Origin of the sequence: Enterococcus sp. M190262 (assembly GCF_005843965.1) — a bacterium.
Classification (GTDB): domain Bacteria; phylum Bacillota; class Bacilli; order Lactobacillales; family Enterococcaceae; genus Enterococcus_D; species Enterococcus_D gallinarum.
This window is the reverse complement of record NZ_CP040461.1, coordinates 1,553,819-1,576,040: the sequence shown is the minus strand read 5'-3', so window position 1 is coordinate 1,576,040 and position 22,222 is coordinate 1,553,819. Positions and strand designations below refer to the sequence as shown.

The 22,222-nt window shown below is 40.6% G+C and carries 20 protein-coding genes and 1 pseudogene; 4 read left to right on the top strand and 17 right to left on the bottom strand.

Annotation, left to right across the window (positions count from 1 at the left end):
• Positions 1-8: 8 nt before the first annotated feature.
• Positions 9-869 (bottom strand): helix-turn-helix domain-containing protein, encoded by an 861-nt coding sequence (locus FE005_RS07400; RefSeq protein WP_138371565.1) that lies wholly within the window; start codon positions 867-869, stop codon positions 9-11.
• Positions 870-1,050: 181 nt separating this feature from the next.
• Here FE005_RS07400 and FE005_RS07395 point away from each other — a divergent pair, with 181 nt between their 5' ends.
• The 3 genes and pseudogenes from FE005_RS07395 to FE005_RS07380 all read left to right on the top strand — a co-directional run bounded on the left by FE005_RS07395 (position 1,051) and on the right by FE005_RS07380 (position 4,063).
• Positions 1,051-1,401, top strand: a complete 351-nt coding sequence (locus FE005_RS07395) for a hypothetical protein (protein WP_138371564.1) — start codon at positions 1,051-1,053, stop codon at positions 1,399-1,401.
• A gap of 204 nt (positions 1,402-1,605) precedes the next feature.
• A pseudogene (locus FE005_RS07390) lies at positions 1,606-2,448 on the top strand (Rep protein); the annotation flags it as partial.
• 391 nt (positions 2,449-2,839) lie between these two features.
• Positions 2,840-4,063: a site-specific integrase gene (locus tag FE005_RS07380; protein ID WP_254697004.1), complete on the top strand. Its 1,224-nt coding sequence runs from the start codon at positions 2,840-2,842 to the stop codon at positions 4,061-4,063.
• Positions 4,064-4,094: 31 nt separating this feature from the next.
• Here the strand turns inward: FE005_RS07380 and FE005_RS07375 are convergent, their stop codons facing one another.
• The 4 genes from FE005_RS07375 to FE005_RS07360 all read right to left on the bottom strand — a co-directional run bounded on the left by FE005_RS07375 (position 4,095) and on the right by FE005_RS07360 (position 8,015).
• Positions 4,095-4,358 carry a type B 50S ribosomal protein L31 gene (locus FE005_RS07375; protein WP_138371563.1) on the bottom strand — a complete coding sequence of 88 codons (264 nt, stop codon included), beginning with the start codon at positions 4,356-4,358 and terminating at the stop codon, positions 4,095-4,097.
• A 99-nt stretch (positions 4,359-4,457) separates the two neighbouring features.
• Positions 4,458-5,753: a transcription termination factor Rho gene (gene rho, locus FE005_RS07370; RefSeq protein WP_003127377.1), complete on the bottom strand. Its 1,296-nt coding sequence runs from the start codon at positions 5,751-5,753 to the stop codon at positions 4,458-4,460.
• Between the two features lie 2 nt (positions 5,754-5,755).
• Positions 5,756-7,015: a UDP-N-acetylglucosamine 1-carboxyvinyltransferase gene (locus FE005_RS07365; RefSeq protein ID WP_138371562.1), complete on the bottom strand. Its 1,260-nt coding sequence runs from the start codon at positions 7,013-7,015 to the stop codon at positions 5,756-5,758.
• Positions 7,016-7,145: 130 nt separating this feature from the next.
• Entirely contained in the window at positions 7,146-8,015 is an 870-nt protein-coding gene (locus tag FE005_RS07360; protein ID WP_003127374.1) for a class II fructose-bisphosphate aldolase, read from the bottom strand.
• Between the two features lie 390 nt (positions 8,016-8,405).
• Here FE005_RS07360 and FE005_RS07355 point away from each other — a divergent pair, with 390 nt between their 5' ends.
• Complete coding sequence (locus FE005_RS07355) at positions 8,406-8,864, top strand: YehR family lipoprotein (RefSeq protein WP_003127373.1); 459 nt, start codon at positions 8,406-8,408, stop codon at positions 8,862-8,864.
• Positions 8,865-9,241: 377 nt separating this feature from the next.
• Here FE005_RS07355 and FE005_RS07350 read toward each other — a convergent pair whose 3' ends face one another.
• From FE005_RS07350 to FE005_RS07295, 12 genes are all read right to left on the bottom strand, one after another.
• Positions 9,242-9,601, bottom strand: coding sequence for a PTS lactose/cellobiose transporter subunit IIA (locus FE005_RS07350; protein ID WP_003127372.1), 360 nt, complete (start codon positions 9,599-9,601; stop codon positions 9,242-9,244).
• A 1-nt stretch (position 9,602) separates the two neighbouring features.
• Positions 9,603-9,902 (bottom strand): PTS sugar transporter subunit IIB, encoded by a 300-nt coding sequence (locus tag FE005_RS07345; protein ID WP_003127371.1) that lies wholly within the window; start codon positions 9,900-9,902, stop codon positions 9,603-9,605.
• A 45-nt stretch (positions 9,903-9,947) separates the two neighbouring features.
• Positions 9,948-11,198 (bottom strand): PTS sugar transporter subunit IIC, encoded by a 1,251-nt coding sequence (locus FE005_RS07340; protein ID WP_138371561.1) that lies wholly within the window; start codon positions 11,196-11,198, stop codon positions 9,948-9,950.
• Between the two features lie 15 nt (positions 11,199-11,213).
• Positions 11,214-11,999 (bottom strand): tyrosine-protein phosphatase, encoded by a 786-nt coding sequence (locus FE005_RS07335; RefSeq protein WP_138371560.1) that lies wholly within the window; start codon positions 11,997-11,999, stop codon positions 11,214-11,216.
• Between the two features lie 3 nt (positions 12,000-12,002).
• Positions 12,003-13,880: a BglG family transcription antiterminator gene (locus FE005_RS07330; RefSeq protein WP_138371559.1), complete on the bottom strand. Its 1,878-nt coding sequence runs from the start codon at positions 13,878-13,880 to the stop codon at positions 12,003-12,005.
• A gap of 397 nt (positions 13,881-14,277) precedes the next feature.
• Positions 14,278-15,882 (bottom strand): CTP synthase, encoded by a 1,605-nt coding sequence (locus FE005_RS07325; protein ID WP_138371558.1) that lies wholly within the window; start codon positions 15,880-15,882, stop codon positions 14,278-14,280.
• A 558-nt stretch (positions 15,883-16,440) separates the two neighbouring features.
• Positions 16,441-17,781, bottom strand: coding sequence for a type I glutamate--ammonia ligase (gene glnA, locus FE005_RS07320; protein WP_005471630.1), 1,341 nt, complete (start codon positions 17,779-17,781; stop codon positions 16,441-16,443).
• A 46-nt stretch (positions 17,782-17,827) separates the two neighbouring features.
• On the bottom strand, positions 17,828-18,208 hold the full coding sequence (locus tag FE005_RS07315; protein ID WP_003127364.1) for a MerR family transcriptional regulator: 381 nt from the start codon (positions 18,206-18,208) through the stop codon (positions 17,828-17,830).
• Positions 18,209-18,465: 257 nt separating this feature from the next.
• Positions 18,466-19,704: a GTPase HflX gene (hflX, locus tag FE005_RS07310; protein WP_003127363.1), complete on the bottom strand. Its 1,239-nt coding sequence runs from the start codon at positions 19,702-19,704 to the stop codon at positions 18,466-18,468.
• Positions 19,701-20,621 carry a tRNA (adenosine(37)-N6)-dimethylallyltransferase MiaA gene (gene miaA / locus FE005_RS07305; RefSeq protein ID WP_138371557.1) on the bottom strand — a complete coding sequence of 307 codons (921 nt, stop codon included), beginning with the start codon at positions 20,619-20,621 and terminating at the stop codon, positions 19,701-19,703. Before miaA ends, hflX begins: the two co-directional genes overlap by 4 nt.
• Positions 20,621-21,364, bottom strand: coding sequence for a glycerophosphodiester phosphodiesterase (locus FE005_RS07300; protein ID WP_081132083.1), 744 nt, complete (start codon positions 21,362-21,364; stop codon positions 20,621-20,623). Before FE005_RS07300 ends, miaA begins: the two co-directional genes overlap by 1 nt.
• Before the next feature lie 311 nt (positions 21,365-21,675).
• Entirely contained in the window at positions 21,676-22,194 is a 519-nt protein-coding gene (locus tag FE005_RS07295; RefSeq protein ID WP_003127360.1) for a hypothetical protein, read from the bottom strand.
• Between the last annotated feature and the right edge of the window lie 28 nt (positions 22,195-22,222).

The following is a 22,222-nucleotide window of genomic DNA, read 5'->3' as shown; positions in this document are numbered from 1 at the left end:
AAGAGTTTTTATTTAAACCAGTCTTCCAATTCATCCGTGCTGACTTTATTATAAATTCGGATTAGTGCCGGACGTAACGTTTCAAATGCTTCTATCAATTCTTCCCCACCAAATCTTCCAGAAAAAGATTTCTTCGTTAGTTCTTCGGACAATCGATTGATAAGTTCGACAGTTTTTTGTTGATCTGCCAAGATATTTATTAGTTGTCCCACTAAATACCGGTCTTCAAAATTACTATCCACAAAAAAATCGTACTTATCGACTTCTCGATTCACCATATTAAGCATATCATCTTTTTTTTCATAATTAAATTCACCGGCTACATCCATATATTCGATGATACCACTCGTAATAACGGTAACTGCTTCCTCTCTCTTCTGCTTTGTAATTTCATCGGCAATCGGTAAATTTTTTATCTGATTACGTACCATTTTTTTAATTTCTTCTTTAATGACTTCTTGTTGCAGTTCATAAAAATAATCATCCATAAACTCCTCACATGGATAACCAACTTCATTTTCCCATGCCGGATTTTTAAACTCCCCAGTGTAAAACTCTTCTTTGATTGCTGTCACAACTTCTGGATGTTCTTGCACAATCCTGTTCTGTCCTTTTAGCTGCAAATAGTCCGCAATATATTCTTCAATATCACCAAAGTAAAACCAGCCTACTGGTTTCCCACTGATACTAGATAACTGGTTAATGACACTTTCAGGGGCCAGTGCATAGCCTTGAACATAGGAGCTAATCGTTGGTTTCTTTATCCCTAAGCGATTGCCCAACTCTGTAAAGGACAGATTCATACTCTCTTTGATTTCTTTGATTCGTTGTCCTACCTTCACTTTATCAGGTTGTAATAAGCCAAACATAGATTACTTCCTCCTTGTCATTTTCCCCTATTATATCACTCGTATAAAATTTCGTATATCTTTTTTGCTAAATCTCTTGACTTCGTATAAACAAACGTATAAAATACAAATCATAGATGGCCGTCTATATTTTTTTAAACCAAACGTATAAATTATCGTATATTAAAAAAGGAGGACTATTATGCCAATTAAAATCAATGATCTCACTTTACCAAAAGAAAAACTCGAAAAAGAATACCAAGTCGTCAACGTCACTCGCTGGCAAAAAGATGGAGAAATTCTAGGTTGGAGTTACGAATGTATCCTACCTAAACTCCGCTACGAGAAAATCAGTGTCAAAGTCAAATCTGAAAATCCCGTGATTACACCGGAAGAACTTACTCAACAAGGTTTAGCCATGGTTACATTTACCAATTTAGTGATTGCACCTTGGGGGCGCTCTAACGGTCAATTCGTCAGCTATGGTTTATCGGCCACGGCAGATGCGGCAACCTTGATTCTGAAAAAACAAGGTAACCCTACGCAAAACTAGTTTTCCTATGGGTTTGTTGGGTGGTTAGGACGAAACGGCGGGGCAGCGCCATAGAGCCGCTTCTGTCCGCTAAGACCGCCCAATAAACACATAGGCTGGAAGGACTGCTTTGCAGGACTTCCCCTTAACTTGATTTATAGAACAACATCAGGCGAAAAATGATGGTTCTTTGACAACTGAATACACATCAAGGAGTGATGATTTTTGAAAGCTTATAATCAGAAAATCATTGAAACTCCCACGTACCTTGAAATTTATGATTATGAAGCAATCATTACTCCTAAACAAAAAGCAGACAAAAATGAAACCAACCCAAAACGAAAGAAAGAATTAGCTTGGCTTTATGAAGAAGAAAATACGACTACTGATAAAAGAAAAAACTATGATGAACTATCCGCTCAAGGGCAATACGACAGCTTAAAACGAAAACAAAAATACTATCAAAATATGCGCTTTGAAATCGCCAGACTCGTGGATATGAACTTTGACAATCAGACAAAATTTTTAACCCTCACTTTCAGAGAAAACATTCAAGACATTGCCTATGCGAATAATGAATTCAAAAAATTTATCAAACGACTAAACTACGAACTCTATCACACAAAAAAAGCAAACCTGAAATACCTTGCCACGTGGGAAAAACAAGAACGAGGCGCCATCCATTATCACATCATCCTGTTTGACTTTCCTTTTATCTCTATCAATCGCCTTACTACCATCTGGGGACATGGATTTGTCAAAATCAACAAGATTGATGTGGATAGCATCGAAAATCGCGGGCGCTATATTAGTAAATACTTTGATAAGGACTTAGATTTGAAAGAGCATAAGAAGAAGGCATTCTTCAAATCCCGTAACCTCAAAGTACCCAGCGTCACAAAGCAACTCGTGGATCAACCTTTTGATACCACAAATCAAGACGTACTTTATACCAATGAGTATCTTGTAAGACGTCCGATATTTTATAGTGCGATTAATGAAGGCGGTAATCCAGAACAAGTGATGGATTTTCAAGAAAGCACTGTTCGCTATACAAAAATAAAAAAAAGAATCTCGAAAGTAGGTAAAAATATGACTGTTAATGTACCGATTGAATTCAATCAAGAAGTAATTGAAGAGCTTGTTCAATTAACGAAGCAAAGGATTATGGAAGAACAACAACAATCAAAAACAAAGGAGTTACCTCCTTACCCAACACGAAAACAATTAAAACAACAATTAAAGATTGGCGATACACGCCTCAATAATTGGATTGACCATGGATTGAAAGTCATTCCTTTTGGTAAAGAAACCCGCTTTGATCGTGAAGATGTAAAACTTTATTTAGACAGTCTAAAAATCTAACCTTGACTTACTTGTTTTCGCTGACTATGATACCGATAAGAAAGGAGAGCCCCTTTTCTTTGATATACTGGCGAGTGAATCAAAGGAGACAATTATGATAAAAAAATATAAAAAGAAAAATGGCACAATCGCCTATATGTTTAAAGCATATCTTGGTATTGATCCGGTTACAGGAAAAAAGAAATATACCACTAAGCGTGGTTTTAAATCACCACAAGAAGCCAAGAAAGCTTATAATCGCTTGATGGTACAAGTAGAAGAAAATGATGTGGTGACAAATTCACAACGTCTTTTTTCAGAATTGGCAGATGAATGGTTTGAACAATATAAAAATACCGTTCGTGAGAGTACCTATGTTGCTCAAAAGTTAGCTTATAAGAAACATATCTTACCACTTTTCGGTAATTTAAAAATCTCAAAAATTTCGATTCCTTATTGTCAAAAACAGGTAAACCACTGGTATAGCTATTACAAAAAATATTCCAACTTGATTGGTTTGACTTCATCTGTTTTCAAGTATGCTCTGAGTTTACGGCTCATCCGAAGTAATCCCATGGATGCTGTGATTCGTCCTAAACGTAAGAAACGGATTGACGAAGAGCGCTATTCTGCACCCTACTATGAAAAGGAAGAACTATTGGAATTCCTTGAAATTGCCAAAAACTATCCTGATCCAATTTATCCGATTTTTCGAATCTTAGCTTTTACAGGATTACGAAAAGGTGAACTGTTAGCCTTACGATGGAAAGACATTGATTTTGAAAAAAGAACACTCTCTGTTAAACAAACGTTAGCCACATGCGATAAATGGGAAATCAAATTCCAAGTTCCCAAAACAGAAAAGAGCCTTCGAACAATCTCGATAGACTTTGAAACCTTACAAGTAATAAAACGATGGCAATTAAGGCAAAAAGAATATTTTCTAAAAATGGGAATTAAACCGGCAAAAAATGGTGAACAGCTCCTATTTGTATCAGAAGAAAACAAGCCACTTTATTTAGACTATGTAAATCACAACTTGAAAATCATCATAAATGAGAATAACTTAAAACGTATCACACCTCATGGCTTTCGTCATACTCATTGTAGTCTGCTATTTGAATCCGGAGCTTCTCTTAAAGAAGTTCAAGTTCGATTAGGACATACAGATATTAAAACGACTATGGATATCTACACCCATGTCACAAAAAAACAGACGGAAGAAACGGCAAATCGTTTTGCGGATTTCATGAGTTCCACAGAGGAAAAACAAGGTAGTTTGCAGAAGGTCAAAAGTATGGTCAAAAGCGAAAAAAAGCAGATTATCCCTATCAGATAGTCTGCTAAACGTTGATTTAACAATGTTTTGATTATTCCGCAGCGTTCTTGTCTTTGAGACCGTATTTTTTGTTGAAACGGTCCACACGTCCATCTGCTTGTGTGAATTTTTGACGTCCAGTGTAGAATGGATGTGAATCAGATGTTACTTCGACACGGATCAATGGATACGTGTTGCCATCTTCCCACTCAACAGTTTCTTGTGAATTCTTTGTTGAACCTGATAAGAATTTGAAACCAGTAGTTGAGTCCATGAATACAACTGGATGATAATCTGGATGGATATCTTGTTTCATTTCTTCTTCTCTCCTTTGCCCTGGTCCATTTGCTGTACCAGAGTTGATTTGTCGATTTTACAACATGACTATCTTACCATGTTTCGTTTTTCGATGCAATTATCTTTTTAGATTTCTTTTTGGCCGTTTATCGCCAAAATGTACGTCATGAAAAGCAGACAAGAAATCCGCATTGGTTTTTGTTTTTCTTAAAAACTGTAGGAATTGTTCCGTGAATTCTAATGAGTCACCAGTCATATTATTGCGCAAGCGCCAAGTCTCTTCTAATTGTTCGCTGCTCATCAAGAGCTCTTCTTTTCTGGTACCGGATTTCTTGATATCGATGGCTGGGAAAATACGACGCTCGGCTAGACTGCGAGAGAGCTGCAGTTCCATGTTTCCGGTTCCTTTGAACTCTTCGTAGATGACATCATCCATTCGGCTGCCGGTATCAACTAACGCAGTGGCTAAAATCGTCAGACTGCCACCTTCTTCGATATTCCGAGCAGCTCCGAAAAATTTCTTCGGTTTGTATAATGCGGCTGGATCGATCCCGCCACTCAATGTACGGCCGCTTGGTGGCACGACTAAGTTATAGGCACGCGCTAAACGCGTGATACTATCCATCAGTATCACAACATCACGCTTGTCTTCAACTAAACGCATGGCACGCTCCAAAACCAATTCAGAGACCCGAGTATGGTTGCTAGGCTGCAGATCAAAGGTCGAAGAAACAACATCTCCTTTGACACTTCGTTCCAAATCCGTCACTTCTTCCGGGCGTTCATCAATCAATAAGACGATCAACTCTACATCCGGGTGATTGTCAGTGATCCCGTTAGCGATTTCTTTTAAGATACTAGTCTTCCCGGCTTTCGGCGGGGCAACGATCAATCCCCGTTGACCAAAGCCAACCGGCGCCAGCATGTCGATCATCCGTGTTGACAGACGACCAGGGGTAGTTTCCAATTTCAAATGACGATTCGGATAAAGCGGCGTCAATGCAGGGAAGTGCGGCCGTTCTTTTGCTTCTTCCGGATCTTTGCCATTCACAGATTCTACATGCATCAAACCATAATAACGTTCTGACTCTTTTGGCGGTCTCGCTTTCCCCGCTACTTTGTCGCCATTTCGCAAACTGAAGCGGCGAATCTGAGAAGAAGAAATATAGATATCTTCTGCACTGGGGCCATAATTGATTGGACGCAAAAAGCCATAACCTTCCTGTCCAACGATATCAAGGATACCTTCCATATAAAAGAAACCCTGTTTTTCTGCTTGGGCCCGAATAACAGCCAGTGATAATTCTTTTTTGTTCATTTGGCTGTAATAAGGAATTCGAAATTCTTTGGCAAACGTGTAGATTTCTTTTAGCGTTTTGTTCTCCAGTTCTGCCATTGTTAGATAGTCGCTCATAGTTACTCCTCTACCATTTGAATGTCAGCCCCTAAGGCTGTAAGTTTATCGATTATATGATCATATCCCCGTAAAATATATTCGACATTGAAGACTGTGGTTGTTCCCGTAGCCATCAGTCCAGCAATTACTAAACAAGCTCCTGCTCGCAAGTCTGATGCAACAACTTCTGCGCCATGAAGCTGGCTCGGTCCGTTGAGCAAGATCAAATTGCCTTCCGTTGTTGCTTGCGCACCCATCCGTGCAAGTTCTGGTATGTGATTGACACGTTTTGCATAGATTGTATCCAAAATTTCTGACGTGCCATTTGCTTTCAAAAGTAAGGGAGTGATCGGTTGTTGCAAGTCGGTAGCAAAACCAGGGTATGGGTATGTTTTTACATTGGCTGGCTTTAAATCTTTCGATGGATAAACATAGATTTCATCTTCACTGATATCCATGCGCACACCAATTTCTTCTAATTTAGCGATGTAGCTTTCAAGATGCTCATAAATGACATTTTTGATGGTGATTCCTTCACCGGCTGCTGCCGCCAAAGAAAGATAAGTGCCTGCTTCAATCCGATCGGGAATAATCGAATGGCGGCAACCGTGTAATTCTTGGACGCCTTCAATGCGGATCTCGTTGGTGCCTGCCCCACGGATCTTGGCTCCCATGTTGTTCAGCAAAGTTGCCACATCAATGATCTCAGGTTCGCGAGCGGCATTTTCGATGATCGTCTTGCCTTTAGCTTTGACAGCTGCCAACATGACATTGATCGTCGCTCCGATAGATACCATATCCAAGAAAATCCGTTCTCCGGCAAGCCCCTCTTCACTTGTACGCAAATACATCGCGCCATGCTCATTCGTAACCGTAGCCCCTAACGCCTCGAATCCCTTGATATGCAGATCGATCGGACGAGGACCTAGGAAACAGCCGCCAGGTAAGCCCACGACTCCTTCACCGAACTTGCCTAATAATGCGCCCATGAAATAATAAGAAGCGCGTAAACTATTGATTTTGCCGCTTGGCATCGGAATCGAAACGATCTCGGTTGGATCGATCGTCAGTGTGTTTTCTTCAAAGTGCGTTTGAACACCCATAATTTCTAAAATTTCAATCAATGAGTGCACGTCTTGAATATCCGGCACCCCTTCTAATACGACAGGAGAATCAGCCAAAATCGCCGCAGGAATCAACGCTACTGCACTATTTTTTGCCCCGCTGATCGTCACTTCTCCTTTTAAGGGACGATTGCCTTGAATGACAATTTTTTTCATCTATATCCACCTATACTTTAGAGTTTGTGTGTATCATGCCAATTTTAGCATAGAACAGACAAAGAAAAAAGCAGGATTTCCCCACAAAAAAAGAACGATCACTTGTGATCGTTCTTTTGAACTGAAAGAATTAAGCTTTACCAGCTGAACCGAACCAGTCAATGTGTTCTTCTGCATCTTTGATGATTGCAGCTTTACCTGGTGCCAATAGTTTACGAGGGTCAAAACCTTTACCTTCTTGGTCTTTACCAGCTTCGATGTATTCACGTGTTGCTTTTGCGAATGACAATTGGAATTCAGTATTTACGTTTACTTTAGAAACACCCATTGAAATTGCTTTTTCGATTTGTTCTTGAGGAATACCAGAACCACCGTGTAATACTAAAGGAACATCAGAACCTACAGCATCAGCGATTGCTTGTAAGTGGTCAAAAGCAAGTCCTTGCCAGTTTTCTGGGTATTGTCCATGAATGTTACCAATTCCGCAAGCTAGGTAATCAATACCAGTTGCAACCATTTGTTTACATTCTTCGATGTCTGCTAATTCACCAGCTCCGATGATGCCATCTTCTTCACCACCGATTGAACCAACTTCACATTCAACAGAAACGCCTTTAGCATGTGCTTTTTCAACAACTTCTTTAGCCAATTTCAAGTTTTCTTCGAATGGTAAATGAGAACCATCGAACATAACTGAAGTATAGCCAACTTCGATACATTCCATTGCTGCATCGTAGTCACCATGGTCTAAGTGAATCGCAACTGGAACAGTGATGTTCATTGATTCAACTAGATCACAGATAAGATCTTTAGCAAGTTTGTATCCGCCCATGTATTTTGCAGCACCCATAGAAGTTTGAATAAGAACTGGCGCTTTTTTCGCTTCAGCAGCTTCTAAAATCGCTTGAGTCCATTCTAAGTTATTTGTATTGAATCCACCTACTGCATATCCGCCTTGACGAGCAGCTTTTAAGAATTCAGCTCCTGATACTACTGGCATAAAAAATTCCTCCTAAGTTTTAAAAAACTTTATTTGTTAAGCAATGCTTAACCGACACTGCTATTTTAGCAAACATTTGCAGTATTTGCTACTAAAAGATGTAATTCTCTTTTCAATAAAAGATTGCACAAATTAAAAATTCTTTGCTTTTCATTTTCTTTTCTGAAAAAACTTTGTGAAACTAGCCTCTCGTCTTACATTTGTTTGCATACAATAACAAGAATACTTCTGAAAATTCGAGAAAAAATTCACGAACTTTTTCAACAATTTATCATTTTCCCGCTGACGATATGGATTGCCTATCGGACAAAAAAAAAGACTATTTGTTTTTGAGCATATGAATAGCTCTGGCAAGTGGAGTATACTATCATGAAAAAAAGGAGGGATAGAATGAAAAAAACAGTAGTGGGATTTATTGCGTTGTTGGGTATATTCTTTTTAGCAAGTTGCGGAGCAAATGGAGCGAGTCAAAAAACCAAGACATTCACGAATGAACAAAACGGAGTTCAAATGGAGTTGGTCTTCAATTACGAAGGTGACGAAGTGAAAAAGCAAACCGCCAACAATATCATGCCTTATTCTTCTGTTGGCGTATCTACGAAAGAGGAAGCAAAACAATTATTGGATCCGATCGCCAAACAGTATCAGGCAATCAAGGGTATCGATTATTCGCTTGATTACGGAGAAGATGCAGCAACCGAATCATTGACGATCGATTACAGTAATTTAGACTACGATGCGGCAAAGCAATTGCCAGGGGTCACATTTGAAGGTGATACTTCAAATGGCATCAGCATGGAACGAACGGAAAAAATGTTACTAGACCAAGGGTATACCTTGAAAAAATAAACTATTCCTTTGAGAAACGAGCGAATGTGGAATGGTCCTAGAAAGATCATCCCTACTGGCCCCTGAAAAAGGGGCTTTTTTAATGAAAACCAGTTTTCCCCCATTTCTTCTTAACGGAAGAAATGGGGGAGCTGTTCTTCGTATGTTTCTTTTACTTTTTTGCTTCTTTGAACGAGTCCATGCATCCCATACTCTCAAAGGGGTAGTGCCATTTGCTTTGGTAATCCACTTTTCTTGCCTGCTCCGTTTTGAGACCAGCTTTTTTTATCTTTTTTCCTAGAAAAATGTTCCACCTGCCATAGACCAAGAAAAGACGTCCACGATTTCACTCGAATCGTCTCATCGTAGACGTCTTTCTTGTCTTTCTTCTTTGATTGTTATTCTTTTGTGTTCAATGAAGAAATATGCTGATCAATCATCTGCTTTAGCCCATTTACTTCTTCATAAAGTAAATTGAACTCTTTGGCCAACTCACTCATAATATCTGCACTCATTAACAAGTCCTCAGCGTGACTCAATAACAACGACATCCAAACTTTATCACCTTGTGCTTCTTGCTGTACCAATTGCCGATGAGCAATATGCGCTTTGTGATAATGACTCTTGCCGCTTTCAATCGCAGATAGTGCCTCTTTTGTTTGCTCTTTTCGCATTTGTTGAATACTTTCGAAAAAGCAACTTCTTGCCATCCCAGCTTCGGAAATAATTTGAAAACAAATTTGTTCTTTTTCTTCCATCTTACTCTCCTATCAATTCCAGCGCTTGTTCTAGTGCTTTTTGTCCGTCCATCATACCGTAAGTTCGCATATCAATAGAAGCTGTTGGGCAAGCCACTAACCCTTGAACTTCTGCTAAACGATAAGAAACCTGTGGACCTAATAACACACAATCTGCATCTTTAGCCACACTAGCTACCGATTCGATTGAAAATGCGTCAATCGATACTGGAATAGCTTTTTTTTGAGCTGCTTGTTTCATATTATTTACTAAGACACCAGTAGACATTCCACCAGCACAAACTAAAACGATCTTTTTCATCTTAAATCCCCCACTTAATTTTAATTTATAGGCTGTCAGTACTTGTTATGCTTGCGCAATTTTTCCTTCTTCTGCCAGTGCTGCTTTATCTTGCCAGCGCATGAAAGGAATATAAATCAGCACACATAACACAAATTGGATCAGCTGAGCGATAATCCCTTGCCAGCCATTCGTTAAGAAACCGCCAAAAATGATTGGAAATCCTGTTGGGATATTGACGCCATTATGATAAGGCATAAAGCCAACAATCGTTAATAAATAAGCTGATAAAACAGAAACAGCTGGTGTTACCATAAGTGGTATCAACATCCTTATGTTCATCACCTGCGGAATCCCAAATTTGATTGGCTCTGAGATCCCAAACATAGAAGGAATCAATCCAATTTTCCCAACAGCTTTGAGCTGTTCTGATTTGCAACTGAAAATGGCTAATAAAGCTACTGCAAAGGAACGAGCGCCGCGATTGTTGAGTATAAAACCAATGGTAAACAAATGTGGCAATGGTTGACCAGCACTATAGGCAGCCAAGTTGTCTAGCATAGGTTGATAAAAGACCAGCATCAACACTGGATAGACTGCCAATACACCATGGATACCGAAAAACCATAGGAATTCAATAAATGCCACAATAATCATGCAAGCAAACACATTGGCACCCAACAAGGTTAGCGGTGCTTGAACCCACGTGTAGATCATATCTGTTAACGTTCCATATGGAGTAGCTGCTATTGCAACATAAATAATCCCCATGATCGTGGAAACAATCACTCCAGGAACGATTGCAGCAAAGGACTTATTGACAATTGGCGGGACTGAGTCTGGCATTTTGATTGTCAGATTCTTTTCCACACATAGAATATAAATCCTTGCACCTAGTATCCCGCCGAACATTGCAACGAACATTCCACTAGAACCCAGCGTCGAAAACTCGATCACTTTGGTCTCTTCGAATGTTGCGATGGGACTTAAAATCAAGAATGAAACTAAACTCATAATGCCAGCGTTTAATTGATCTGCATTCAAATGTTCCGCCAGTTTATAGCCAACTAAGAAGGCAACATAGACGGAAATGACATCGATGGTCATCGCATTGATTTGTGTCAACAATGATTTAAGACCTATTTGATCCATTATTTGTTGTGTATTGCCAATATCGATGGCATTGATTAAAGAAGCAATCGAACTGATCATCATAATCGGCATTAACCCCATCATGGCATTAGAGATCGCTTTCATATAAACATTATTTTGCACCTTAATTGCTCCCGCCAACACCTTATTCTTAAACGTTTTCATAATATCCTCCTATCCTTAATTTTGTAAGTATTTTTCTCTTAACAACCGGATTTTTTGTTGGGAAAAACCAAGTTTGTTGACCACATAGTCCTCAACTCCACCATAAGCACCGATTCGCGCCAATGCATTCTGCAAAAAATGACGATCAGCTTCTTTAAAATAGCGCATCGCCTGAACAAAATCGGGATTATCGGTCTCTTGAAGCAACAGCTGCAGGCTTTTCTCATTTTTTTCTTTTTTGTATACATTGGTTAAGAGATAGTCATGCATCACATCTGCTTCACTGACGCCAAGTAGTAATTGAATGAGAGCGACGCCATAACCAGTGCGATCTTTCCCTCCACGGCAATGTTGGACGATTGCCCCCTCTTCAGCTAAGTGAATTTCTAAGACTTCTCTATAAACGTCTTGACACTGTTTATTTTCAACAAATTCTTCATTCTGACGGATCATTAATTCTTTTGCCAGAGCCGCCGTCATTTTTTGGGGAGAAAGCACCCTTTCTTCCCCATGTTCTGAAGAAGCTAACGCAGCGATATCCGCAATGGGTGTCAAATAAAGAATCTCTGCATTACCGATCGGCCGATCTTCATTATTCAGTCTTTCCTTTTTATTTCGATAATCAATGATCTTACTGATTCCAAGTTGTACTAACTTTTCTTGATCTGCAGCTGTAATCTTGCTTAATTCATCAGAACGATAGAGTCGCCCACGTATGAGACGCTTTCCTTCTTTGTTACGGTAGCCGCCAAAATCGCGAAAATTGTATGCTCCTGATAGTTTGATTTTTTTGTCTGTCATAATCTACTCCTTTAAGTGATGGATAAATGTGATGAAGTCATTCGTCGCAATCAGTTCGTTCACTTTCTCAGATGATGTACATATTTTGATCAAATGATCGTTTAGCGACTTAGCCTTTAAATGGTCTTGCTCAGCAATGACTAGTAAGAAGACCAAACGAACCGATTGTTTATACCAAAATATTGGTTTCTTCAAATGGGCAACAGCAATCACTGTTTCCGATCCAATCAATACATTGGGATGTGGAAAAGCAACCATCGGCAAGAAATCGGTTCCAAAAAAAGCTTCTCGTTCAAATACCAAAGCTTCAAAATTATTTGGCATCTGATATTGTTCGTTAATGCAATGACATAAAAAATGCAACACTTCTTCTTTTGTTTCAAAGTCTTGGTCACAAATAAACAGCGGTTCCTTAAAGAAGGTCAAAAGTTTTTCAACGGTAAAAACAGTCGACAGTGCATCAGCTATTTTTTTGATCATTTCAGGCCGCATAAAATAGTCAAAACTCATTACAGGAATGGTTCCTTCATAAGGTAGATCGATCGATGAAAAGATAAAATCAAAGTCTTGTTCTTTTAGGAACTGAGCAAATTCATATTGATTACAAACCGTTACTTCTTTAATGTAATTTCGGAAATAGAATTCAAACTTTTCTTTTAAAAATGCATTGGCTGCTCTCCCCAGATCGTTTACAACTAAAATATACTTACGCTGCGTTTGTGAACTCTTCTTATTCAGGGCGACATCAAAGTGCATGGCTAAATAGCTAAGTTCATGATCGCTGATACGCTTATTGAAATGCGCAACGATTACTTGTCCAGCAATAATAGCTAAGTCGTATCCTACATTGCAATGGACTTTTACGTCATCCAACAGCGGGTTTTTCAGCTCAATTCCTAATTCGATTCGATCAATCAAAGGAACAAAGTGAAGCATCAGCATCGTCTGTAAGTCCAAATCTTGACTGAAGTCAATTTGTCTTCGGTTTTTGACTCTTTTTAGAACTTGCCTCACTAAGTCCGAAACTTCCTCTGAGACAACGTTTTTTTCATTTTTGGGAATGACCCGTTTCCCCACGATCTGACCAAGCACATAGTTTCGCTCACATTCTGTAAAAAGAACACCGCATTCTTCTTCGATCCGCTTGACGATTCGCTTGCCTAATAATGATTGTTCAGCATTGGTTCTTCCTCCAATAGGCAGATTGCGATCTAAGTAGCGGCCGCTTTGCATTCGCATTACAGCGATTGCTAGGTGATTGACTAAGTTCGTCACTATAGCTTCTGAAATCGGATAGGCTTTTTGAGAAAACTCAGCTAAAATGATTACTTGAATCTGTCGATGCAACTGCGATGGCGTCCCTTCACTAGAAGGTAATTGATGCAGTTGTTTAAGGTGTGTCTTTTGCAGATAATTGCTTGCCATAAAGCGACGTAAGTCGAATTCACTGCCGCAAAGCTTCATGCCGTAGTAAGGCTTTGTTTGGATGGATAAATTATAATGGCTTAAAATCCGTCGCAATTTTTTGAGTTCATGAGATAACTTGCTTTGTGAGATAAATAAGCGTTCACATAATAATTCTGACTTGATGTATTCGTCTTCTTGGACGAAGTACTCAATGATTTGTGTCACAAAATCTTCTTGAGGTGTGTTTTCTAAGCTACGTTGAAATAATTCATGATTGATTATTTGTAAAAACAAGCCACTTCCTTTCTTCCCTTGAATCACACAGCCATAAAGCGATTGGCTTTGATTGATTTTCTCCACATATCTACGAACTGTTTTCGTACTGACACCTACTTTTGCAGCGATCTCTTTGGTTGTCATAAACCCGTCTTGCTCTGAAAGAGCCCTGATCAACAATAAGCTTATTTTTTCCATCTTTCTCTCCCTCATTAATTAGTTTAGAGTCTATTGTAGTCAACCTCCATAGGTATATGGTCCCTTTTATTAGGGTCAATTTCTACAAGAAGTTTTATCTTTAATAGTTAGGAGTAGCTGAAAAGGCGTATCACTTCGGATGCTACTAAAAAAAGCACTAGCACTGGCTAGAACGGAAACGCCCTTCAAAAGTTAACCCAAAAAACTAACTTTTGAAGGGTGTTTTATGAGAACGTTCCTTTATAAATGGGTCGAGTGATCCTGACTATATTTCCCCCACATTTATTTAGAGCGTACTCTTATGCTTAAAAAAAGGCTGTAGGCCTCCCTTTTCCGGGACATTGCCTACAGCCTGAAACCAGCTCAACAGCTGGTTTTTAATCTGGTACTATATGTGTTACCCACGATTGTCTAATGATGCACCAACAAATGCTTTGATCAATCGTTGTGGACGTGTTGGTCGTGAAATCAATTCGGGATGGAATTGGCAACCAACAAAGAATTTATTTTCTGGAATCTCAACGATTTCAACTAAGCGATTGTCTGGTGAGACACCTGAGAAGACCATACCTTCTGCTTCAAAGATTTCGCGGTATTTATTATTGAATTCATAACGGTGACGATGACGTTCTTGTACGACTTCTTCTCCTTCATAGGCTGCAGCTGTTTTCGTTCCTTTTTTGACTTTACATGGATACAAGCCTAAACGTAGCGTACCGCCTAAGTTTTCAATATTTTCTTGATCTGCCATCAAATCAATGATGTTGTTTGCTGTATCGGGATCAGTTTCTGCCGAATTCGCATTTTCTAACCCAACGACATTGCGGGCAAATTCCACGCAGGCCATTTGCATTCCCAGACAAATCCCTAGGAATGGGACATCATTTTCACGAGCATACCGAATCGCTTCGATCTTGCCTTCGATTCCACGATCGCCAAAACCGCCGGGAACTAAGATACCGTCTGCATCCTGTAAGTATTCGGCAACATTGTCTTTCGTTAATTCATGGGCTTTGATCCAATCGATCGTAATGTCGGCATCAAAAGCGAAACCAGAATGTTTCAATGCTTCAACAACAGACAGATACGCATCTGGCAATTCCACATATTTCCCTACCAATGCAATGCGGACTTTCTTTTTCAAGTTCAATACTTTTTCCTCTAATGCTTGCCATTCTGTCATATCAGCTACTGGCGCATTCAATTTCAAGTGATCACAAACGATTTGATCCATTCCTTGTGCTTGTAAAGCCAATGGGATCGAATAGAGTGTTTCTACGTCTCGGGATTCGATAACCGCTTCAGGTGCAACATCACAAAATTGGGCCAATTTGTTTTTTGTTGATTGGGACACAGGTTGTTCAGTCCGAACCACTAGGATATTTGGTTGGATACCCAATCCTCGCAACTCTTTCACACTGTGTTGTGTTGGTTTGGTTTTCATTTCACCCGCTGCCTTTAAGTAAGGAATCAACGTTGTATGAATGTACATCACATTGTCCGAACCAACGTCAGCTTTCATTTGGCGCAACGCTTCTAGAAACGGCAACGACTCGATGTCGCCAACGGTTCCGCCGACTTCAGTGATGATGACATCTGAATCGGTCATTTTTGCTGCCCGCATGATTTTTTCTTTGATTTCATTGGTGATGTGCGGAATTACTTGGACAGTTGCTCCTAAGTATTCCCCTTTACGTTCTTTGCGCAAAACTTCTGAATAGATTTTTCCAGTCGTTACATTTGAGTATTTGTTCAAGTTGATGTCGATGAAACGTTCATAATGGCCTAAGTCCAAATCTGTTTCTGCACCATCATCGGTCACGAATACCTCACCATGTTGGTATGGGCTCATCGTTCCTGGATCAACATTGATGTAAGGATCAAACTTTTGGATCGTTACTTTTAAGCCACGATTCTTCAATAAGCGTCCTAGTGATGCTGCCACAATACCTTTACCGATCGAAGAAACCACACCGCCGGTTACAAAAATATATTTTGTCATAAACTGAAAAACTCCTTTTAAACTATTTTGCAGGAAAAGCACTTAGAAAATAAGAAAAGCTCCCTATCCATAAATGAATAGGGAGCGAAAATTCTAAATCACTTTCTGACTCTTTTTCAAGAGTGCCCAAACAGAATGATACAATCTTGCCTAGCAAAAGTCAAGCAAACTTTTCTCGAATCCTTTCTGGATGCGGATACATCGAAAAATCGCTGATTTCGATGAACATTCACAAATCGCTAAACTTCTTTCTTACTTTCTTAATGGATTCTTTGGGTCTGCTTGTCATAATGATTCTTGTAGAGGAAGCTCGGTGCTTTACTTGTTTTGTTACAAATGATCAGAAATCGTTTTCTTATCATTTTTGCGAAAACAAGGTGCAGGTTCGATTCCTGTCTTCTACTTTGAATAGATAACAGAACAAAACCGCTAGATTGGTTTTCTCTAGCGGTTTCTTTTTTTGTATCGGTTGTCACAGACGCTTCAATAGATTCTAAGGACCATCTTCCAATGACTTATTCGTTTGTTGCCTCTGCAGATCGAACGACTAGTAATTGATTAGTACAATTCAAGGTACTGCTCGCGTTCCCACTCAGAAACTGTTTGACGGAAAGCGGCCCATTCCAAACGTTTGGCTTCCACAAAGTTCGCAAAAATGTGTTTGCCCAATGCATCGATCATCACGTCATCTTTACGCAATTCTTTGATCGCATTGTGGATCGTTGATGGCAGGTCTTCGATTTGTGCTTCTGCACGTTCTTCTTCATTCATCACATAAATGTTGCGGTCCACTGCAGGCGGCGGTGTCAACTCACGACGGATACCATCTAAACCGGCTTGCAGCAAGACAGCCATTGCCAAATACGGATTAGCGGATGGATCAACGGAGCGCAATTCTAACCGGGTGGACAAGCCGCGAGATTCAGGAACACGAATCAGTGGTGAACGGTTGCGTCCTGACCAAGCAACATAAACCGGTGCTTCGTAACCTGGGACCAGACGTTTGTAAGAATTGACTGTTGGGTTGCAGACTGCTGTATAAGCACGGGCATGTTCAATCAAACCGGCTAGGAAATGATACGCCGTTTGGCTCAACTGCATTGGTCCTTCTTCATCAAAGAAGACATTTTCTTTTCCATTGAACAAGGACATATTGCAGTGCATACCTGACCCATTGATGCCATATAATGGTTTTGGCATAAATGTCGCATGCAAGCCGTGTTTGCGGGCAATCGTTTTGACAACTAATTTGAAAGTTTGGATGTTATCGCACGCTTCTACCGCATCGGCATATTTAAAGTCGATTTCGTGCTGGCCTGGTGCTACTTCGTGGTGGGAGGCTTCCACTTCAAAACCAAGGCTTTCTAATTCTAATACGATATCGCGGCGGCAGTTCTCACCTAAGTCAGTCGGTGCAAAATCAAAATAGCCGCCTTTGTCATTTAGGTCTGTTGTGATTTCGCCATCTTCATCTAATTTGAAAAGGAAAAATTCCGGTTCAGGCCCAAGATTGAAAGAAGTAAAACCTAGAGATTCCATATCTGATAGTGCCCGTTTTAAATTGCCGCGAGGATCGCCAGCAAATGGCGTGCCATCAGGGTTGTAGATATCACAAATCAAACGAGCGACTTTGCCATGCTCACTTTCCCATGGGAAAATCATCCAAGTAGATAAATCTGGGTAAAGGTACATATCACTTTCTTCAATCCGTACGAATCCTTCAATGGAGGAGCCATCGAACATCATTTTGTTCTCAAGTACTTTTTCCAATTGGCTAACTGGTACTTCTACATTTTTGATCGTTCCCAAGATGTCAGTAAACATCAAGCGCAAGAAACGTACATTCTCGTCTTTAACGATTTGTTTGATATCTTCGGCTGTTCTTTCAATTTTCGGCATAATATCCCTTCCTTTGACCTTTATTCTTTCGTGCCACAACATTGATCTACATTAGCGGACCTTTTTGTTGGAATGGCTGTTGTTGATTCAGACCACCTTGCGCTAGGAGTTCGTCATAAAAGATTCGACGAACATCTTCGTCAGTCAGTGGCGGTTTGTTCTTTGCTTCTTGTTCTTTGGCAATTTTCATCTCGTACACACGTTTGATCCCAGCCATATTCAAACCATCTGACAGATAGTCTTTGATTTCTAATAGCGTATCGATATCATTTAATGAATACATGCGTCGATTACCATCACTGCGTTCTGGATGGATCAGTTCTTGTTCTTCATAGTAACGAATTTGACGAGCCGTCAGATCCGTTAGTTTCATCACTGTTCCAATCGGAAAGACAGACATCGAACGCCGCAACTCTTTTTCCCGCATAACGTGGCGCCTCCCTCATTTAGATGATCCTGCATAACTTAATTGAAACTATACCAATTGTTTTTTCCACTGTCAACCCTTCATGTAAGAAAAAGTGACATAGACATTTATTTTTTTCTGTTTGGCAGAACAATCACTAGAAAACCATCCTTTTACTGGTTGAATGAAAAAAATTTCCAGTGGTAATAACTGAAAAAAAACTGCGTGCAGGTATTAGAATTCCCTACACACAGCTCGACCACTTCATTTCCTGAGCGTTACTCTTCAATTGTTGGATAGATCCCGGCAGAACCTGGCAATGCAAAACCTTTTAGGTGATAGGTTTGATCTTCCTCGTCAAAGTCATTGGTAAGCAAGAGTGTTTCCCGCTTCAAACGGCTCAATCGCTTGCCTTCATTGGCAGCTAAAACGGTTTGATAAGGCTGCATGATTTGCATGAGTTCCATTTTAATTGCTTGGATCAGTTGTTCTTTCCCTTTACTGCTCTTGGCAGAAATCAAAACATTGGGGAACAGCGTCGGCACAAATTGTTCTGGATCAATGCGATCAGCTTTATTATAGATCGTCAGAACTGGGACTTGCGTTAATGATAGTTCTTCCATCAATGCTAAAACTGTTTTTTCTTGCTGTTGCCGATCATGAGAACCAGCATCAACCACATGCAGCAGCAGATCCATATTTTGACTCTCTTCTAATGTAGAATGAAAGGCATCGATCAATTGTGTCGGCAGTTCCTGAATAAAGCCGACAGTATCGGTAACGGTCACTTCCAATCCTTCCGGCAACCGCCAACGCTTTGTCAAAGGATCTAACGTCGCAAACAGTTGGTCTTGCTCATAGGTATCCGCACTAGTCAATAAATTCAAAATCGTTGATTTTCCAGCATTGGTATACCCGATCAAACCGATCTGAAAGACTTGACTGTCGCGGCGTTTCTGACGGGTACGATCACGATGAGCAGCGACTTCCTTCAACTCTCGTTTAATGATCGTGATCCGATTGCGGATATGGCGTCGATCCGTCTCCAGTTTGGTTTCTCCTGGTCCTCTCGTTCCAATACCGCCCCCCAGACGGGACATATTTTTCCCTTGTCCGATCAATCGAGGCAGTAAATAATCTAATTGCGCCAGCTCTACTTGCAGTTTTCCTTCTTTTGAACGAGCGCGCATAGCAAAGATATCTAAAATCAATTGGACACGATCAATAACTGGCGCCCCTAATTCTTCACCAATCAACTGGCTTTGTCGGGGTGTCAATTCATGATTGAAAATCACCAAATCAGCTTCATGGGCATCCACTAACTGTTGCAGTTCAGCCAATTTTCCTTTTCCGATCACTGTTTGCCGATCAACTTGCGGCCGTTTTTGGATCAGTGAAAAAATCACCTCTCCGTTTGCTGTTTTGGTCAAACTTTTCAATTCATTCATTGAGGACGCAAAGGTCGAATAATTTCGTTCTGTTTCTACGCCAACAAGGATTACGCGTTCTTGTGTCATTCCTTCTCCTCCAACCATTGGTCGATCGCTTTTTCGATCGAAGATACGTCCTCAGGATGCTGGACAAGATCGACCCATCTAGGAGCGAGACGATTCTTGAACCAAGTCAGTTGCCGTTTGGCGTACCTGCGAGACTGTTGTTTGATTTGTGCGACCGTTTCTTCTAATGAACATGTACCGGTAAAATAAGGGGCAAATTCTTTGTACCCGATTCCTTTTGCTGCTTGGGTCTCAGGATGGATCAGCACCTGTTGTGCTTCCGCAACCAAACCTGCTGCCACCATTTGATCGACTCGCTGATCAATACGCTGATACAACAACTGTCGGTCTGTGGAAAGCCCAATCATAAAATAATCGTATACCGCTTCCGGTGCAGTAGTCGGGGCTGCAATGCTTATTCCCGTTGTTTCCAAGACTTCCAACGCGCGGATCACTTTACGTTCATTGTTGTAATGGATCTTTGCTGCGGCTAAAGGATCTAATGCCTGCAACTTTTGCCATAGCGCTTCTTTGCCAATTCTTGCTGCTTCTTGCTGGTAGCGCTGCCGAACGGAAGGATCACTTTCCTCAGCGGCTCCTAATTGATAGTCATAGAGCAAAGCTTGGATGTACAATCCGGTTCCCCCTGCTACGATAGGCAGATGGCCTCGTTGATGGATGGCCGTGATCAACTCGCGGGCTTCTTTTTGAAATTCTGCCACAGAATAGGATTCATGGCTGTCGCGAATATCGATCAGATGATGAGGGATTCCTTGCATTTCTGCAGCTGTTACCTTGGCTGTCCCAATATCTAAGCCACGATAGATCTGCATGGAGTCGCCGCTGATCACTTCTCCCTGATACTTTTTCGCCAGTTCGATGCTTAAGGCCGTTTTTCCAACCGCAGTCGGTCCGACTACCACAATCACTTTTTCCATCAATGAGCTTCCTCCTGAACCTTCCTTTGGACTTCCCGGACTCGCTCAGGAAAATTGGTAATAATTCCCGTGACCCCTACTGCAAGACAGTGACGAATTTCCGCTTCTGTATCGACTGTCCAAGGACGAATGGCAATCGGATAATCCGCGATCTGTTCCTCATGTTTCTTGACCCACTCATAGGCAGGATGAATCCCTTCAATGTAAGGGCGCGACAATGCTAACGGAGGTTTCTCCTCCGATTTTCCCATAATAAAGTCAAAGGTTGCTTGCGGTTCAATCGCATACAATCGATCCAATGTGTCAACATTGAATGAACAATACCAATGAGTAAAGGGCCAGCTTTGACTGGCTAACAATTCAGATACTTTCTTTTCGATCCCTTGATACTCGTAATGGTCTGTTTTCAATTCAATCGTTAAAATACCACGATAATTCTTTGCTGCTAAAAGATCGAGGACTTCCTTCAACGTCGGCACTTTTGTGGCGGCATAATCTTCTGAGAACCAGCTGCCGGCATTCAATTCTTTTAGTTCTGTCAGCGTTTTATCACAAATTCGGCCTTTGCCGTTCGTGGTGCGATCGACTGTTTCATCATGCATTACGATCAGGTGACCATCCTTTGATAGATGAACATCTAGTTCAATGATATCGGCTTTGACCCGAACTGCTTCTGCAAAGGCTGGTAACGTGTTCTCTGGACGGTCTCCACTACTGCCACGATGGGCAACGATTTGTACCATTTGTTTCACTCCAATCTTTTTCTATTTTACCACGGAACCCCATAGAACCAAACTCCTACTCCTTGTGCCATCCTCATTTTCTAAAGGCATCGCTAGGATTTGTATATATCAGAGAATCGACAAAAAAAAGGCTATGACAGAAGTTTTTCCACAAAATGATCCTCCCAACAATCATGAAATTGCTCCTACTCTGCAGCAGGTCTTCATCAAATACACGATGGAGAGCGCAATTCCGTTCACGTCCTTTGGATCATCTCGTTGCAACTTCTGTCACAGACTCAATGTTATAGCCCCATTCTCGATTGACTCGACTATAATGGTTTAGAAAAATAAGTTAATGGTTCATTGGTCAAATTTTTCATTTGCGTTTTGCGCTCATTGACCATTTCAGTCAGTGTATCCAAGAAATTCTCCATGATGACACGACCGCCTTTATACGTATAACCGCCGATCTTCACCGTTTCTTCTGGTGAAAGGATCACTCTGCGGGTACCGATTTTCTTGAAAAATTCTTCTAAAAAATAATTCGGCAAATAAAAGTTATTCTGTGCGGCAAAAGACTGTAAATAAGCAAAATCATCGATCGTTATATAACAGTCATCGAAAGCATCGAAACTGACATATTCGTCCATCAGGATCACCCGTTTTTGTAAAATTTCGCTGATTTTCCGGTTCAATTGGAGAAGTGTCTCGATTTCTTTGACTTTATGCTCCAACAGCCGTCGCCGTTTTTCTTTTTGTTCATCGTAACGAATTCTAAGATTGAAGATGATCGTTACTAATAAGGCGCCTACTAATACGCCGATAAAACCTGCAATCGCTACTGCCATTTTCTTCTGACCCTTTCATGCTTACTTT